Here is a 16,865-nt window from a genome sequence, read left to right as displayed (position 1 = left end):
CCCAGCACCAGCGCTCGCGCCCGCACCCCGGCAGCCGCACGGCGCAGCACCACCACCCCGCAGCCCTCGGCGCGGACATAGCCGTCGGCACCGGCGGAGAACGGCTTGCAGCGGCCGTCCGCGGCCAGCATGCGCGCCTTGGAGAAGTTGATGGTGAGCTCGGGCGAGAGGATCAGGTTCACGCCCGCGGCCAGCGCCACCTCGCACTCGCCGGTGCGCAGGGACTGGATCGCCAGATGGAGGGCCACCAGGGAGGACGAGCAGGCCGTGTCGACCACCAGGGTCGAGCCATGGGTGCCCAGGCTGTAGGCGAGCCGGCCGGCAGCAGCACTCTGCGCATTGCCGATGCTGGCATAGGCGTCGATCCACTCGGCACCCCGGCCGGCACCCAGCAGCGTGCCATAGTCGTTGGTGCTGAGGCCCACGAAGATGCCGAGCTGCTTGCCGAACAGGGAATCCGGCGCGATCCCGGCATCCTCCAGCGCGTGCCAGCTGGTTTCCAGCAGCAGCCGGTGCTGGGGATCGAGCGCCTCCGCCTCCCGGCGGGTGATGGCGAAATGGGCGGCGTCGAACCGGTCGACTCCCCGAAGGAACCCGCCCCAGCGGGACGACATCTTGCCGGGGCGGTCAGGGTCCGGGTCGTACCAGGTGTCGATGTCCCAGCGCTCCGGCGGGACCTCGGTGATGGCGTCGCGGCCTGCGGCGAGCTGCGCCCAGTAGCTGTCGGGGTCGTCCGCGCCGGGGTAGCGGCAGGCGAGGCCGGCCACGGCGATCGGGGTGCAAGCGGCGCCTTCGGCGGCGGCGAGCTTGGCCTGCAGGTCGCGGATCATCGCGAGGGCGCGGCGCGCGGCGGCCACGCCGGCCTGGTTCAGGTCGCGTTCAGTAGCCGGCACGGAGCAGCTCCTGTTCCAGTTCGTCGATGACCGAGGCGTCGTCGGCCGGCGGGTCTTGGGTCGGGCTGGCCGGTGGCGGCGACGGAGGCACGGGCGGCGGCTCGGTCCAGAGGGTCGCCAGATGGGCGGTCAGCAGCTCGACCGACGGATGGTCCAGCACCAGGGTCGGCGGGAGCGGGCGGGCCAGGGCACGGACCAGGGCGTTGCGCAGCTCCACCGCCATCAGGGAATCGAGGCCCAGCTCGGTGAGCGGCCGGGCCGGGTCGAGTGGCAGGTCGCCCAGCTCCAGCACCTGGCGCGCATGGTACCGAACCAGCTCGTCCAGGCGGAAGCGGCGCTCACTGGCGGGCAGCCCGTCCAGGTCGAGGACCGGTTCCGCGGTCGTGGTCACGGCGGCCACCGCGGCGGCGGGCAGCACCGCGGCTTCGAGCGTGGTGCCGCACAGCAGCTCGCCCAGCGCCTCCAGGGCCGCCGCCGGTGCGATCGCGGCCCCGGCACGGCCGGCGGCCATGCCCGAGCCGGACCAGGCGGCCCAATCGACCAGCAGTGCCGGCAGGCCGTCCGCCTGCCGGCGGCGGGCGAGTGCGGCCAGTGCGGCGTTGGCGGCGGCATAGTTGGCCTGGCCTGCGGCACCGGCGGGCCCGGCCAGCGAGCCGAACAGGACCAAATGGTCGAGCGCTGCGGTGCTGGTCAGGCGGTGGAGGACCAGGGCACCCTCCAGCTTGGGGCGCAGGGCCGTGACCAGCCGCTCCGGCGTCTGGGCGGACAGGACGCCGTCGTCCAGCGCGCCGGCCAGGTGGAAGACGCCCTTCAGCGGGTGGTCGAGCCCGGCCAGGACCGCCGCGACGGCGGGCTCGTCGGCGATGTCGACGCCAACTACCCGCACCCGGGCGTCCGGCAGGGTGACCGGCTGCGGGCGGCGGGCCAGCACCAGGAGGTGGCGGGCACCATTCTCGGCGAGCCAGCCCAGCAGTGCCCGGCCCAGCGCACCGGTGCCGCCGGTGACGAGATAGGTGGCGTCGGGGCGGAAACGCGGGCGGCGCAGCACCAGCTTGCCGACATGGCGCGCGGCTTCCAGCTCGCGCACCGCCTCCGGCAGGCGGGGGAGCGGCAGCGGGCGGACCGGGATCGGCGGCAGGCTGCGGTCGGCCAGCCCGGCCAGGACCTGGTCGAGCATGGCGCCGACCCGGGCCGGGTCGGCCGTGATCAGCCGGTCGAGCGCCAGGATCTCGTAGCTTATGTCGGGGCGCCGCGCGTTGGCCGCCGCCTCGCTCCAGATCCCCGCGCGGCCCAGCTCGACGAAGCGGCCGCCCGGCGCCACCAGGTCGAGGGAGGCCGGGATGGCGTCGCTGGTCAGGCAGTTGATCAGGCGGTCGACCGGCGGCCGGGTGGCGGTGAAGGTCAGGCTGCGCGAATCGTGGACCTCGATATCGCCGAAGCTGCGCAGATAGCTGCGCTTGGCCGCGCTGCCCGCGGTGGCGACGAGACGGGCACCGGCAGCACGGGCCAGGGCGAGGACGGCATGGCCGACACCGCCGGCTCCGGCATGGACCAGCACCCGCTCGCCTGGCCGGAGACCCTCCAGGGCAAGCATGGCGGTGAGGTAGGCGACGGGCTGGCCGGCGACGCTGCTCCAGTCGAGGCCTAGCGGGACCGGCCGGGCCAAGCGGGCATCGACCACCACCCGGTCGGCAAAGCAGCCGGCGGCGATCGCGACGACCACGTCGCCTTCCCGCAGCGTGGTGACGCCCGGGCCGAGCTCGGCGACCACGCCCGCGCATTCCACGCCCGGCGCCCCGGCATCGCCCGGATAGAGGCCCAGCAGGTTCATCACGTCGCGGAAGTTGATGCCGGCCGCGGCGATCTCGACCACGACCTCGCCCGGCCCGGCCCTGGGCGGCGTGCGGGCTTCCCAGGCGAGCGAGCGGCTGGTGGCGGCCTGGTCGCGCCGCAGGGCGAAGCTGCCGGCGGGGAGCGGCAGCTCGGCCGGCTCGCGCGGCTCGAGTTCCAGGCAGGCAAGCTGGCCGTTCCGGAGGCAGAGCAGGCGCAAGGCCGGGTCGGCCGGCAGCGGCGGCACCACCTCCGGCCTGCCGTCGAGCAGGCACGGGTCGAGCTCGGGCAGTTCGGCGGCGATCGTGCCGGCAAGGCCGATCGCGGCGGCCTGGGCGGGATCGGTGCCGGAGAAGGCGCCATCGGTCAGGAGCAGCAGGGGCCGCGACGCTGCGGCGGCGGCTTCCTCGGCGACGGCAGCCAGCACCTGCCCGAACAAGGCTAATGGATCGGACTGGCCGCGCAGGTCGAGGATGCGGCGCGGGCGGGGATCGGCCGGGGCGTCCGGCGGAACCGGCGAGAAGCGGAGATCGTGGATCGCGGCGGCACTGCCGGCCCGGGCGATCCGGGCCATGCCGATGCCATGGCAGGCCGCCACGACGCGCCCGCCCTCGTCCAGGAGCAGCGCGTCGAAGCGCTGCGGCCCCGCCTTGCGGACCAGAGCCCGGCGGGGCGTGCCGCCGAACCAGTCCAGCCGTTCCACGCCGGCCAGGAGCCAGGTGCCGTCCGTGTCCTCGGGCAGCAGCGCCGCCAGGGCCTGCCAGGCCGCGTCCAGCAACCGGGGATCGAGGCGGAAGGCGGAGTCCGGCCGATGCGCCAGCTCCGCCACGGCCGTATCGGCCTGGCGGTGGAGTGTGGCCAGCCCCTGGAAGGCCGGGCCGTAGGCCAAGCCGCTGCGGGCGAAGGCGACGTAGAGGGCCGATGGGTCGAGCTGCTGTCCTTCGGCCGGCAGCTCGACTGGTTCGGGAGCCGGTGCGGTGCCGAAGCGGGCCTCGGCCAGCTTCGCGAAGGGTGCCGCATCGTCATCCGGCACGTGGAAGATCGTGACGGTCCGGGCATCGGGGTCCAGCACGGTGTGCAGGACCGGCTCGGTGCCGAGGTCGAGCGGCGCATGAAAGGCGAGATCGGTCAGCCGGACCGGATCCGGCCCGTCCACGGCCGCCAGCATCATCTCGACCATCGCCGCGGCCGGCAGGATCACCCGGCCCTCGACCCGGTGGTCGGCCAGCCAGGGCGGGCTAGTCGGGTCCAACTGCTGCTCGAACTGCCGCTGCGCCACGGCGGAACGCAGGCGGCGGCCGAGCAGCGGGTGGCCGGCTGCCCTGGGCAGGCTGCGCTGGCGGCGTGGCTCGACCCAGTAGCGGCGGCGCTGGAAGGCGGGTGCCGGCAGCGGTGGCCGCGCCACCGTTCCGGCCGGCGGGGCGGCGAGCACGACATGGGCGTTGGTGCCGCTGAAGCCGAACGAGCTGACGCCGGCGTGGCGGAACGGGCCCTGCACCGGCTCGGCGGGGAAGCGCAGGTCGGCGTCGTGCAGTGCGATGTGCGGGTTCAGCCGGCGGAAATGGAGGTTGCCCGGCAGCACGCCGTGACGGAGCGCCATGCCCGCCTTGATCAGGCCGGCAATGCCAGCGGCCGCCTCGGCATGGCCGATATTGGTCTTGATCGCCCCCACCCAAAGCGGCCGGGAACGCGCGCCGAACAGGTCGCGCAGGGCATGGACCTCGATGGGATCGCCCAGTGCTGTGCCGGTGCCATGCGCCTCCACCAGGTCGATCGTGTCCGGCTCCAGACCGGCATTGGCCAGGGCGGCGCGGATCACCGCCTCCTGCGCGGCACCGCTGGGTGCGGTCAGGCCGGCGGAGCGGCCGTCCTGGTTCAGGGCGGAGCCCAGGATCACGGCATGGACCGGGTCGCCGTCGCGCTCGGCGTCGGAAAGGCGCTTGAGCAGGACCAAGCCGCAGCCCTCGCCGCGCACGAAGCCATCGGCCCGGTCGTCGAACGCCTTGCAGCGCCGGTCGGGCGCCATCATCTGGAGCTGCCCGAGGGCGGTGGTGGTGCCGCCGCCCATGATCAGGTTGACGCCGCCCGCGATCGCCATGCCGCATTCGCCGGCGCGCAGGCTGCCGACCGCCAGATGGACGGCCACCAGCGAGGAGGAGCAGGCGGTGTCGGTAACCAGGGCCGGGCCGTTCAGCCCTAGCGTGTAGGCGAGCCGGCCGGCCGCGATCGATGGCGCCGAGCCGGTGCCGGCATAGCCCTCCACCTGGTCGCCGGCGGCGGCGATCGCGGCATAGTCGTAGTTGCACATGCCGACGAACACGCCGGTACGGCTGCCGGCCACGTCCCTCGGGTCGAGGCCCGCATCGGCCAGCGCCTCGCTGGCGACCTCGAGCAATAGGCGGTGCTGCGGGTCGATATAGGGCGCCTCGCGCGGCGAGATGCCGAACCAGGTCGGGTCGAATGCGGCGATGTCGGGCAGGAAGCCGGCCTCGAGCCCCGCCCCCTCGTGGCCCGGGAGCTCGCGGCGCAGCTCGGGCAGCGGGCCGATCGCATCGCTGCCTTCCAGCAGCGACTGCCAGAACGAAGCGGGATCGGCACCGCCGCCGGGGAAGCGGCAGCCAATGCCGATGATCGCGATGGGCTCATTAGCGGACTGTTTCGGTGCCGCGGTGGGCGGAGCGGCCGGGCGGGCGGCTCCTTCCAGATGGGTGGCCAGCGCATCGAGGGTCGGGTGGTCGAACAGCAGGGTGGTGCTGGCGGCGGGCTCGCCGAACCGCTCGAACAGGCGATTGCGCAACTGCACCGCCATCAGCGAGTCCAGGCCCAGCTCGAACAGGCTGGTCCCGGTCGGCAGCCGGCGGGGATCGGCATGGCCGAGGATCCGGGCGGCCTCCGCTGCCACCGTCGCCGCCATGGACTGCACGGGTGCCGGGGACGGGTCAGGCAGCCTCGCCGGTTCGGCCGGCCTGGTTGTAGCCGGCTGCCAGTCGGCCAGCAGGTCGGGCAGGCGGTCCGTGCCGAAGCTCGCGAGAAAGGCCGGGCGATCGATCGGCAAGGCGAGGAAGGTCGGGGTGTCGCTGCCGCGGGCGGAATCCAGGATGGCGCGGCCGGCGATGGGCGGGATGGTGCCCAGGCCTTGGGCCTGGAGCCGGCCGTGCAGGTCGGTGCGGCCGGCTGCGGCGCCGATCCGGTCCCAGGCGCCCCAGGCGATGCTGACCGCCGCGGCACCCCGCTCCCGCCGGCGCCGCGCGATGGCGTCCAGGGCCAGGCTGGCGGCGACATGGGCGGCCTGCCCGGCGGAGCCGAACGTGCCCACGGCCGACGAGAACAGGATGAACGGGTCGGCGTCGGGCAGGCACCGGTCCAGGAGGTCGGCGGCATCCACCTTGGCCCGCAGGACCTGCTCGAGGCTGTGCAGGTCCAGGCGGTCGAACGTGGCGTCGGCCAGCTGGCCGGCGGCATGGACGACGCCGCGGATCGGCCCGGCCCGGGCCAGGAGTGCCCTCAGCGCCGCGGGATCGGCCAGATCGCAGGCTTCCAGCCGCAGCTCGACGCCGCGGGCGGACAGGGCGGCGAAGCGGTCATCACCGGCAGGCAGGGTGCGGCCGACCAGCAGGAGGCGGCGGGCACCGGCATCCACCAGATGTTCGGCGATCACCGGCCCCAGGCCGCCGAAGGCGCCGGTGACGAGGTAGCAGGCGTCCGGATCGAGCGACTTCTGCTCGCCCTGCAGCTGGACGGCGGCCAGGCGCGGGACCAGGCGCTGCCGGCCCGTTCGGACGATCTCGGCCTCGCCCGCGAAATCCTCCTCGGCCAGGGCCGCTTCGGGCGCACCGTCGGGGAGGTCCAGGCAGCGTATGTCCAGTTCCGGCCGCTCGCGGCGCAGCGTGCGCGCCATGCCCCAAAGCGCGGCGGCACCCAAATCGGTCGCGGTGTTCCTGGTCTGCAGCACGACACGGCGTGTGGTGGCAGGCAAGGCGCGGACCGCCTCGACCAGGGCCATGCAGCGCTGGGCGACGCTGCCCTGGCCCGGGTCCGCCACGACCCGGACCGGCTGGTGCCGCCTGGCCAGGAGGACGGTCTGGCCGGGCAGGACGCCATGCGGGCCCGGCAGGGGCAGGATGTCGAAGCCTTCCTCGGCCAGCAGGGACGTCCAGGCGGCTTCGGTGAGCAGCGGGTAGGCCTGGCGCAGGTCGCGGTCGGCAAAGCGCCACCAGCCCTCGGTCAGGCCGAACACCAGGTCGATCCAGCCGCCCTGCGTGGTGGTTTCCAGCAGCACCAGGGAGCCGCCGGGGCGCAGCGCCGACGCGGCATGGCGGAGGGCCTGGCGCAGGTCGGCAGTGGCGTGGAGGACATTGGCCGCCACGACCAGGTCGAACTGGCCCTCGGGGATGTCCTGGCCGGCCAGGGGCCGCTCGATGTCGAGCAGGCGGGCTTCCAGTCCGGGAAAGCGGCTGGCCGCCTGCTCCAGGAAGCTCCGGGAAACGTCGGTGAACCAGTAGTCGGTCCGCTCCGGCCCGAGGGCGTCCAGGACGGCGGCGGTGGTGCCGCCCGTGCCGGCACCGATCTCCAGCACGCGCAGACGGCCGGCCGGATGGGCGGCGAAGCGGGCGGCCAGCGCCACCAGCGCGTTGCCGGCCTGGTAGGCCGGGGCGTCCTGATAGATCGCTGCAGGCCCACCATCGGCGAACAGCACGGCCAGCGGATCGGTCTGACCCTGCAGGATCGCGGGCAGTGCTCGGCCGCAGCGGTGCAGGAGGTCGAGTTCCGGCCCGTCTTCCGGGGGCTCGGCCGCTTCGGCATGGGCCGCCAGGACCTGGAGCTGGCGGTAGAGGGGCAGATGGCGCAGGGCCACGGTCGGCTCAGCAACCGCCTTGACCGCGTCGCGGGCATAGCGGGCGGCCAGGGCATCCAGGCGGCGGCCATGCTCGGCGCTGCCGACAAGCGGTGCCGTGATCGCCGCGGCCTCGGCGAGATCCGGCCCCGGCTCCCAGCGCACCGCGTGGAGCCAGTCCCGCCAGATCTCGGCCGGTGCGGCGGCGGCACGCAGTTCCAGCCGCTCGACCCGGGCGACCGGCTGGCCGGCTTCGTCGAACAGGTCGAGCGTGGCCAGGGTCGTCCCGTCCCGCTCCGCCACCCGGGCGGACACCCAGCGCGCCGTTTCCAGCGGGGCGAACCGGTGGAAAGCGCCGATCCGGGCAGGGATCCGCACGGCACCGCCGGTACCCAGATGAAGCGTGCCTACTGCGCGGAGCGCCGCGTCGAGCGCGATCTCCGGGAGTGGCGATTCCAGCCGGGCCAGCACCTGGCCAGGGCCGCGACGGATCTGACGCAGGGTGTCATAGGTCGGGCCGAACCGCAGCCCGGTCGTTGTGAGCCAGGCATGGAACGCGGCCGGGTCCACCGGGTCGGGACAAGCGGCGTGGAGTTGGTCGAGATCGGCCGTTCCCGGCGCTGCTGCCGGCTCGGCCGGCCGGGCCTGGGCGCTGAGCTGCCAGGTCTCGTCCTCGACGAAGCAGCGGATGGTCTGGTCCGCCATTGTCCGCAGCCGCCTTGGATGGCGGACCTCGACGGGGGCCAGGAACTCGATGTCGGCGAGGCTGCCGTTCTGGCCCGCGGCGGTGGCGGCGGCAGCTAGGTTCAGCAGGATCGCCGCGGCCGGCAGGAGCGGCCGGCCGTTCACCACATGCTCGGCGACCAGCGGTGCGCCCGGCCAGAGCTGGGTTTCCAGCACCGTCGCGCCGTCCGGATCACGGGTGGCACGCGCGGTAGCGCCGGCAGTGTCCAGCCAGAAGCGCTGGCGCTGGAAGGGGTAGAGCGGCAGCGGCACGTGCGGGCCCGCCGGGGCGTCGACGGCCGGATGGGGTGCCTGGCTGGGAGCGGCGGTGGCCAGATCGGCGGCGGAGAAGGCATGGACCCACCAGCGCAGCCGGGCGCGCTGGTGGGCGGCGGCGCGGGCGAGCCGGGGGAACGAAGCGGGGTCGGCGTCGAGGATCCGCCGGTACCCGGCGACCAGTGCCTGCAGTGCCGCCTCGGTATGCGCCGAGATCAGGAGGCCCGGGTTCGTTTCGTCAGCGGCGACGGCGGGCGCGGCGGCCGGGGGCGGCGGGCCGACCAGCAGATGGGCGTTGGTGCCGCTGAAGCCGAAGCTGCTCACGCCGATGGCGCGCGGCGGTGTGGCCGCCAGCACGACGGGCACGCGGATGTCGACGCCGTCCAGCTCGACATGCGGGTTCAGCCGCTCGAAATGGATGGAGGGCAGAATCGCACCGCGCTCGGCCATCAGTGCCGCCTTGATCAGGCCGGCCACCCCGGCCGCCGCCTCGGCATGGCCGATATTGCTCTTCACCGAGCCGACGAAGAGCGGCCGGTCGCTCCCGGCGAACACCCGGGCCAGCGCGTGCATCTCGATCGGGTCGCCGAGGGCGGTGCCGGTGCCGTGCGCCTCGATCGCGTCGACCTCACCGGGCTCCATCCCGGCATTGGCCAATGCTGCGCGGATCACCGCCTCCTGGGCCGGGCGCGACGGTGCGGTGAGGCCGGCGGAGCGGCCGTCCTGGCCGACGGCGCTGCCGCGGATCACGGCACGGATCCGGTCGCCGTCGCGGGTCGCGTCGCCCAGGCGCTTGAGCACCAGGATGCCGCAGCCCTCGGCGCGCACGAACCCGTCCGCCCGGGCGTCGAACGCCTTGCAGCGGCCGTCCGGGGCCAGCATCTGCATCCGGCCCAGCGTCTCCGCACCGAACGGGGCAAGCGTCAGGTTGACGCCGCCGGCGATCGCCAGGTCGCATTCCCCGGCGCGCAGCGCCTGGATCGCCAGATGGGTGGCGACCAGGGAGGAGGAGCAGGCGGTGTCGACCACCAGGGCCGGGCCGGTCAGGCCCAGCGCGTAGGCGAGCCGGCCGGCGGCCACGCCTGGCGCACCGCCGGTGGCGGCATAGCCGTCCTCGCTGCGGGTCCCGGCATCGCCCAGCCGGCCATAGTCGGCGGTGCAGATGCCGAGGAACACGCCGGTGCGGCTGCCTTCCAGGAGGTCGGCGCGGATCCCGGCATCCTCCAGCGCATGCCAGGCGACCTCCAGGACCAGGCGCTGCTGCGGGTCCATCGACGCCGCCTCGCGCGGGCTGATGCCGAAGAAGTCGGCATCGAACCGGTCGACCTCGTCGAGAAAGCCGCCGAAGCGCGCGGGCGAGGCCGGGTCGGCGAGCTTCCAGCGCTCGGGCGGCGCCTCGCGCACGAGGTCCTGCCCTGCCGCCAGTGCCGCCCAGAACTCGTCGGGCGTATCGGCACCGGGAAAGCGCAGGCCGATGCCCAGGATCGCCGCCGGGGCGCGCAGGCGCGACTCGGCCGCGTCGACCCGGGCCTGCATCTTGCCGAGCAGCCGCAGGGTCTGCTGCTTGATGCTGCGCTCGTCGTCAGGGCTCACGCGTCGTCCTCTGCCAGCATGCGCTCAAACCGCGCCAGCTCCTCGTCCAGGGCGGCGTCGTCGAGATTGTCCGGGTCGGCGGCGGGCGGGGGCAGCGCAGCGGCGGCGGGCGGGGCTGCCGGCTCCTGCGGCACCGCTAGCCCCTGTTCCGCCGCCAGATGGGCGACCAGGGCCTCCACGCTCGGATGGTCGAAGAGAAGAGTGGCGGACAGGCGGGTGCCGACGAGCTGCCCCAGCCGGTTGCGCAGCTCCAGCGCACCCAGGCTGTCCATGCCCTGGTCGGTCAGGGCCCGGCGCGGGTCGAGCGGCTGGCCGGGCGGCAGCAGCCGAGCGCAGGTCTCCACCACCTGCCGGCGGAGCGCATCGAGCCCCAGCATCGCCGGCCGTTCCGGCGGGGCCGGCGCGTCCCCGGATGTGGCAGGGACCGACCTGGGCAGGAGCAGTTCCGCCAGCACGGGCGGGGCGGCCTCGGCATGGAACGTCTGCCAGTCGATCGGCAGCACGACCAGATGGGCAGCGTCGCGGTCCAGTGCCCGGTCCAGGGCACGGACCGCGGTCGCGCGGTCGATCGTCCCGACGCCGATCCGGGCGAGGCGGGCATCGGTGCCACGCGCCACCGCGGCGCCCTTGCCGGCCCAGGCGGCCCAGTCGATCGTGACGCCCCGGCCGGCCGTGAAGGCGTCCAGGGCGGCCGATGCGGCGGTATGGCTGGCCTGGCCGGGCGAGCCCAGCACAGCACCGGCAGACGAGAAGGCGAGGAACAGCTCAAGGTCCGGCCAGAAGCTGGCGATCGCGCGGGCACCGGCCAGCTTCGCCCGGAGCGGGGCGGCGATCTCGCCATGCGTGAGGCCCGTGATCGCACGGTCGGCCAGGACGCCGGCGGCATGGATGACGCCGCGAAGCGGCGGCAGGCGGTGCTCGGCGATGTGGTCGGCGACCCGTGCCAGACTGGCGGGATCGGCCACGTCGCCGGTGATGGCACCGGGCAGGTCGGAGGGGGTGCGGCTCAGCGTGAGGGCTGCACCAGCACCCCGCTCGCGCAGCCACTCGACCACGTCCGGACCGATCCCGCCGCGGCCGCCGGTGACGAGATAGGTGCCGTCCGCGCGGATCGGGACCGGCCAGTCCGGGAGGAGGACGAGCTTGCCCAGATGCTCCGCCTGGCGCAGTGCGGCCAGTGCCTGTCCGGCTTCTGTCAGTGGCAGGGTCGTGAGCGTCGGCAGGAGGGTCGCGTCGGCGGCGACGGCCGCGACCAGCTCGCGCAGGAGCCGGCCGAAGGCGGCGGCGTCCACCCGGTCCAGCTCCACCAGCTCGTAGGCGATGTCCGGCCGGAGGCGGTGCACCTCCTCAGCGGTCAGCAGGTCGACCCGGCCGAGCTCGACGAAGCGGCCGCCCGGGCGCAGCAGGTCCAGGCTGGCGTGGCGCACCTCGCCCGCGACAGCACCAATGACGCGATCCACCGGGGCCGCGGCGGCGAACGCGGTGTCGCGGGAGGAGTGGACCTCGGCGATGCCCTGGGCACGCAGCCAGGTGCGGCGCGCATCGGTGCCGGCCGTGGCGACCACCTCGGCACCGGCCGCCCTGGCGAGGCGCAGGGCGAACTGGCCGACACCACCGGTGGCGCTGTGGACGAGGACGCGCTGGCCGGGCTCCAGGCCGCGCGTGGCATGCCAGGCGGTGACGCCGGCGACCGGCAGGGCAGCACCCTGTGCGGCAGACAGTCCGGGCGGCAGCGGGACGACCAGGGCCTGGTCGGCCACCAGGTAATGGGCGAGGGCACCGGCGCCGACCGCGATCACCTTCTGGCCCACTGCCAAGCTCTGGACATCGCTGCCGAGGGCTACGATCTCGCCGGCGCATTCGCCGCCCAGGTGGTCGGCCGGCACCAGGCCGCCCGCGATCAGCACGTCCTTGAAGTTCAGCCCGGCCGCCAGCACCCGGACCACGACCTGGCCGGGACCGGGAGCCGGCCGGGGCAGCGGCTCGCGGCCGAGGTCGGAGCGCAGGCGCCATGTGGGTGCCGGCCTGGGCGGCAGTTTTTCCAGGCGGGCGCGCAGGCGGCGGCCGCCGCGCCAGGCCGTGCGGTCCTCGGCATCGGCCAGCGCCATCTCGGCGGCGAGTGCCGCGGGATCCAGGGCCTCCAGGTCGACCGAGCGCGGCCGCAGCTCCGGATGCTCCAGGGCGAGGGTGCGGACGAAGCCGGTGACGGCAGCGCCATCCGCTGAGGCGCGCTCATTGGCGGCGACACGCTCGGCGGACAGGGTCGGCACCAGCAGGCGTGGCGGCGCTGCCTGCAGCGCCAGCTCGCGGGTCAGGGCGGTGAGTTGGGCCAGTGCCTCCTGTGCTGGAAGCCCGGCCAGGGCCGGCAGGGCCACGACCCCCTCGACCGGCCCGTCCGGCAGTCGTGCTGCCCAGTCCAGGCCGAGCCCGGCCGCGATCCCGGCATGGCCGCCCAGCGCCAGCCAGGTTCCGGCCGGCGGGCGGACGGCGGTCAGGACCGCCTGGGTGCCGGAATGGAAGACGGTAGCGGGCGCTGCCAGGCCGGCTTCGCCGAACAGGCCCTGCCAGCGCTCCGCCGGCAGCAGCGGGTGGTCCGGGCGCAGCGGGTCGGCGAAGCTCCACCAGCCTTCAGTGGCGCCGAACACCAGGTCGAGGCGGGCGACGGAGGCCGTGCCTTCCACCAGGAGCAGGCGGCCGCCCGGGGCCAGCAGGCGGGTGATCTGCGCCAGGGCTAGGCGCAGGTCCGGCACGACATGGAGGACGTTGGCGGCGATGATCAGGTCGAAGCTGCCGGCCGCCATGCCCTGGGCGATTGGGTCGCCGGTGATGTCGAGCAGGCCGGTGCGAAAGCCCGGGTGGTGGGCGAAGCGCACGGCCGCCGCACCCTGGAAGGCGCTGCCGATGTCGGTGAACAGATAGTCGGCGTCCTTGGGCAGCACCGGCAGGATCGCCGCGGTGGTAGCACCGGTGCCGCCGCCGATCTCCAACACGCGCTTGGCAGAAGTGCCGGCGGCGACGGCGGCGACCGCCGCGTTGACCGCGTCGGTCAGGCCAGAGCCGGCATAGGCGCCGGTCGGCCCATCGCCATCGAACAGGATGTCCAGGACGTCACGCCGGCCGGCCAGGATCTCGGGCAGAGCGCGGCCGGTGCGGGCGACCAGCTCGATCTCGTGGCGATGGTCGGGATGCTCGTCGGCCAGGCGCGCCGCCTCCTCGGCCGGCGCCGGGAAGCGGCGGTCTTCCGCGGCATGACAGGCCAGGAGGGCGGCATAGCGCTGGTGACGAGGTGCCACCTCCGCGACGCTGCCGGCCTGCGCGGCAAAGCCGGCGGCGATCCGCTCCAGCCGCTCGTGGACGGCGGCGATCCGGTCCGGGACCTCCGCCCGCCAGGCCAGGCGGTAGAAGGGGTCGGCCGGGGCGGCGGCCTTGCGGCACACGACCCGCTGGGCCTGGCCCACGGTCCGGCCCTGCGCGTCGGTCCACCAGATGCCGGCGGTGACGCTGCCGTCGCCGGTCGTTTCGAGCCGGGCGGTGGCGGTCGTGGCGCTGGCGATGGCGGGGTCGAGGTCCAGGCGGCCGAAGGCGGTGGGCAGGTAGCCGCCGCCCTCACCCGCGAACGCCGCCGCGACCGCCTGCAGGCCGGCATCGATGATCGCGAGCGGCGGGCAGCCCGGACGCAGCCGGACCCTGGCCGCCTGCGCAGCGGTCGCGACCTCGGCCAGCGAGCGGAATGCCGGGCCGAAGCGGAGGCCGGCGGCGTCGAGCCGGGCATACCAGGCCTCGGCATCGAGCTGTCCAGTGATGGCGATGTCGGGCGGACCGGTCAGGCCGGGCGCGGCGGCGGGCAGGCCGGCTTCCGCGGCTGGCTGCCAGTGGTCGTTCACCTGGCAGAACCAGCGGGCGCGGCGACCGGGCTCCAGGACCAGGCGGAACGGGATGCCGTTTTCGGTAGGGATCTCCACCGGCGCATGGATGGCCAGGCCTTCCATAGCCGTGATGCCGCGCTCGAGCAGGCTCACGGGATAGGCGGCGCCGGGCAGGAGGACCCGCCCATTGACCTGGTGATCGGCGAGGAGCGGATCGGTCGCGAGCGACAGGTCGGCCTCGTGCAGGAAGCTGCCCTGCCCGCTGGCGGTGGCCGCGGAGAGCAGGTCGCCCGGCTGCCGGGGCGGCAGGTACCAGTAGCGCCGGCCGGGCGTGGGCGCCGGGCGGGGACGGCGGGGTGCCGGGGCGGGGGCGGCTTCCAGCACGAGATGGGCATTGCTGCCGCCGATGCCGAACGAGCTGACCCCGGCCCGGCGCGGCCCCTGCCAGGGCTCGGCCACCTGGAGGAGGCGGAACGGGGTGCGTTCCAGGCCGATGCGCGGGTTCGGCTGGGCCGCGTGCAGGGTCGGCGCCAGGCGGCCCGCCTCCAGCATCAGGACGGCCTTGATCAGGCCGGCGATGCCGGCGGCGGTCTCGGTATGGCCGATATTGGACTTCACCGAGCCGAGCGCCACGGACCCTTGCGGCCGGCCGCCGAAGATGCCGGCCAGGGCCGCCACCTCGATCGGGTCGCCCAGCGGCGTGCCGGTGCCGTGGCCCTCGATGCAGCCGATCCCGTCCGGGCCGATCCCGGCCACGGCCATGGCCTCGCTGACCACGGCGGCCTGGCGCTCCTGGCTGGGTGCGGAGAAGCCGACCTTGCGGGCACCGTCATTGTTGATGGCGCTGCCCAGGATCACCGCGCGGATCGGGTCGCCGCTGGCCAGCGCGTCGTCCAGGCGCTTGAGCACCACCACGCCGCAGCCGCTGCCGAAGATCGTGCCATCCGCCTCGGCGCCGTAGCTGCGGCAGCGGCCAGACGGGGAGAGCATGCCTTCGGACTGGTGGAGGTAGCCGACCCGGTGCGGGACGCGGATGCTGACCCCGCCGGCCAGGGCGGCGTCGCATTCGCCGTTGAGCAGGCTCTGGCAGGCCAGGTGCACGGCGACCAGCGAGGTGGAGCAGGCAGTCTGCACGCTCACGACCGGGCCCTGCAGGTCCAGCCGGTAGGCGAGCTGGGCCGCCACATAGTCCTTGTCGTTGCCGGTGATCGCGGTGAGCTGGGCGGCGGAGCTGGGGCCGGCCAGGACGTGCGGGGCCAGGCGGGTGAGCAGGTAGGTGCTGATCGCGGCACCGGCAAAGGCGCCGATCGCCAGGCCGCCCTGTCCGGGATCGAGGCCGGCATCGTCCAGGGCGTCGGCGGCCACCTGCAGGAGGGCGCGCTGCTGGGGGTCCATCAGCACCGCCTCGTGCGGCGGGATGGCGAAGCGGGCAGCGTCGAACCGGTCGATCCCGTCCAGCACGGCGGCGGCCGCCACGTAGTGCGGGTCCCGGATCAGCGCCTCCGGCACGCCCTCGGCGGCAAGTTCGTCGGGGCCGATCCGGCTGACCGCGTCGCGGCCCGCGAACAGGAGGTCGCGGAACGCATCGAGGTCGGGAGCGCCCGGATAGCGGGCGGCCATGCCGATGATCGCGATCGATCCGCTCATCGGGCCTGCCGGTCCTGCGGCAGGGCGCGGCGGCGCGCCTCCAGGCGGCGCTGGGCGCGGGCGTTGCCGTCGGCCACGGCAGCACTGGCCGGGGCTTCGGCGAGATGCCGGGCGATGTCGGCGACGGTCGGCAGGCGGAACAGGTCGACCACGGCCGGCGCCCGCCCGCCACGCTGCTCGGCCAGGCGGCACTGGAGCCGGACCAGATGCAGCGAGGTGGCGCCCAGGTCGAACAGGTTGGCGTGGTCGCCGATGGCATTGCTGCCCAGGATCTCGCCGACCAGGGCGCGGACCACTTCGGTCTCGGCGCTGGCCGCGGCTGGTAGGGGCTCGGCTGGCGGACGCAGGGCCTGTCGGTCGACCTTGCCATTGGCGCTGAGCGGCAGGCTGGGCAGGAGCGTGATCCGGCGCGGCACCATGTAGTCCGGCAGATGCCGGGCCAAGTGGCGCTGCAAGTCGGCCGCGAGGCTGCCGTGGCGGCTTGCGGCATCCGGGACGCCGCCGGCCAGGGCATGGACCAGCACCTGATCACCGTGCAGGGCCAAGGTTTCGGCCAGCCCTGCCACCTGCAGCCCACCGACCGGCAGGAGGCCCAGCGTGTCCGGGAGGTCGGTCATCAGCAACTGGCCGAGATAGCCGGCCTCCAGCAGGCAGAAGTCGCGCGCGGCGTCGCCATAGGTCGGCCGCAGCACGGCGAGGTCGGCCACCAGGAGCAGAAGGAAGGCGGCCTCGTCCAGCGACCGGGCGGTCGGCGGGTGGCCGGTGCCGAGCGGCGGGAGGTCGGGCGCCAGCCGGACCAGGGCATGGTCGACCGGGTCGTGGTAGTAGGCGCCGCCCTCGATGCCGTCCACCCGGCCGGGCTTCACCAGCAGATGGGCCTGGACCGGATAAAGGGAGCCGGCGGACGGGTAGCGGTGGCGCACCAGCCCGCCTTCCTCGCCCGCCAGGCGGCCGAGCAGGCCGTCGAGGGCGCCGCGCGGCACGGGCGTGTCGGCGAAGCTGCGCACGGAGCGGCGGCGGGCGAACTCGGCGGACGGGCTGCGGTCCCCGAGTGATACGCGCGGGCGGCCATCCAGTTGCCGGCGGCCCGGCCGCTCCAGGATCTGGATCGCCTTGTCCAACCCGCTACCGGCGGCCTCCTCCGGCACGACGAAGGCATGGAGGGTCTTGCTGTGCGGCTGGCCGGGGGCGGGCAAGGCGGCA

The 16,865-nt window shown here is 74.6% G+C and carries 4 protein-coding genes; all 4 read right to left on the bottom strand.

Annotated features, from left to right (window positions below; translation table 11 throughout):
* A partial coding sequence (locus HLA95_RS25495; protein ID WP_222184941.1) for a beta-ketoacyl [acyl carrier protein] synthase domain-containing protein occupies positions 1-893 on the bottom strand: 893 nt, incomplete at its 3' end.
* Entirely contained in the window at positions 880-10,149 is a 9,270-nt protein-coding gene (locus HLA95_RS25490; protein WP_222184939.1) for an SDR family NAD(P)-dependent oxidoreductase, read from the bottom strand. The genes HLA95_RS25490 and HLA95_RS25495, both read right to left, overlap by 14 nt.
* Positions 10,146-15,662 (bottom strand): beta-ketoacyl synthase N-terminal-like domain-containing protein, encoded by a 5,517-nt coding sequence (locus tag HLA95_RS25485; protein WP_222184937.1) that lies wholly within the window; start codon positions 15,660-15,662, stop codon positions 10,146-10,148. Before HLA95_RS25485 ends, HLA95_RS25490 begins: the two co-directional genes overlap by 4 nt.
* The coding region (locus tag HLA95_RS25480) for a SagB/ThcOx family dehydrogenase (RefSeq protein WP_222184935.1) at positions 15,659-16,865 on the bottom strand (1,207 nt) is incomplete at its 5' end. The genes HLA95_RS25480 and HLA95_RS25485, both read right to left, overlap by 4 nt.

This window comes from Geminicoccus harenae, from assembly GCF_019800005.1.
Taxonomy (GTDB): Bacteria; Pseudomonadota; Alphaproteobacteria; order Geminicoccales; family Geminicoccaceae; genus Geminicoccus; species Geminicoccus harenae.
This window is presented reverse-complemented; position numbering and strand designations above follow the sequence as displayed.

Bases quoted from the DNA above. Each gene is read 5' to 3' on its own strand.
- HLA95_RS25485 (WP_222184937.1), bottom strand. From the start codon at position 15,662: ATGAGCGGATCGATCGCGATCATCGGCATGGCCGCCCGCTATCCGGGC.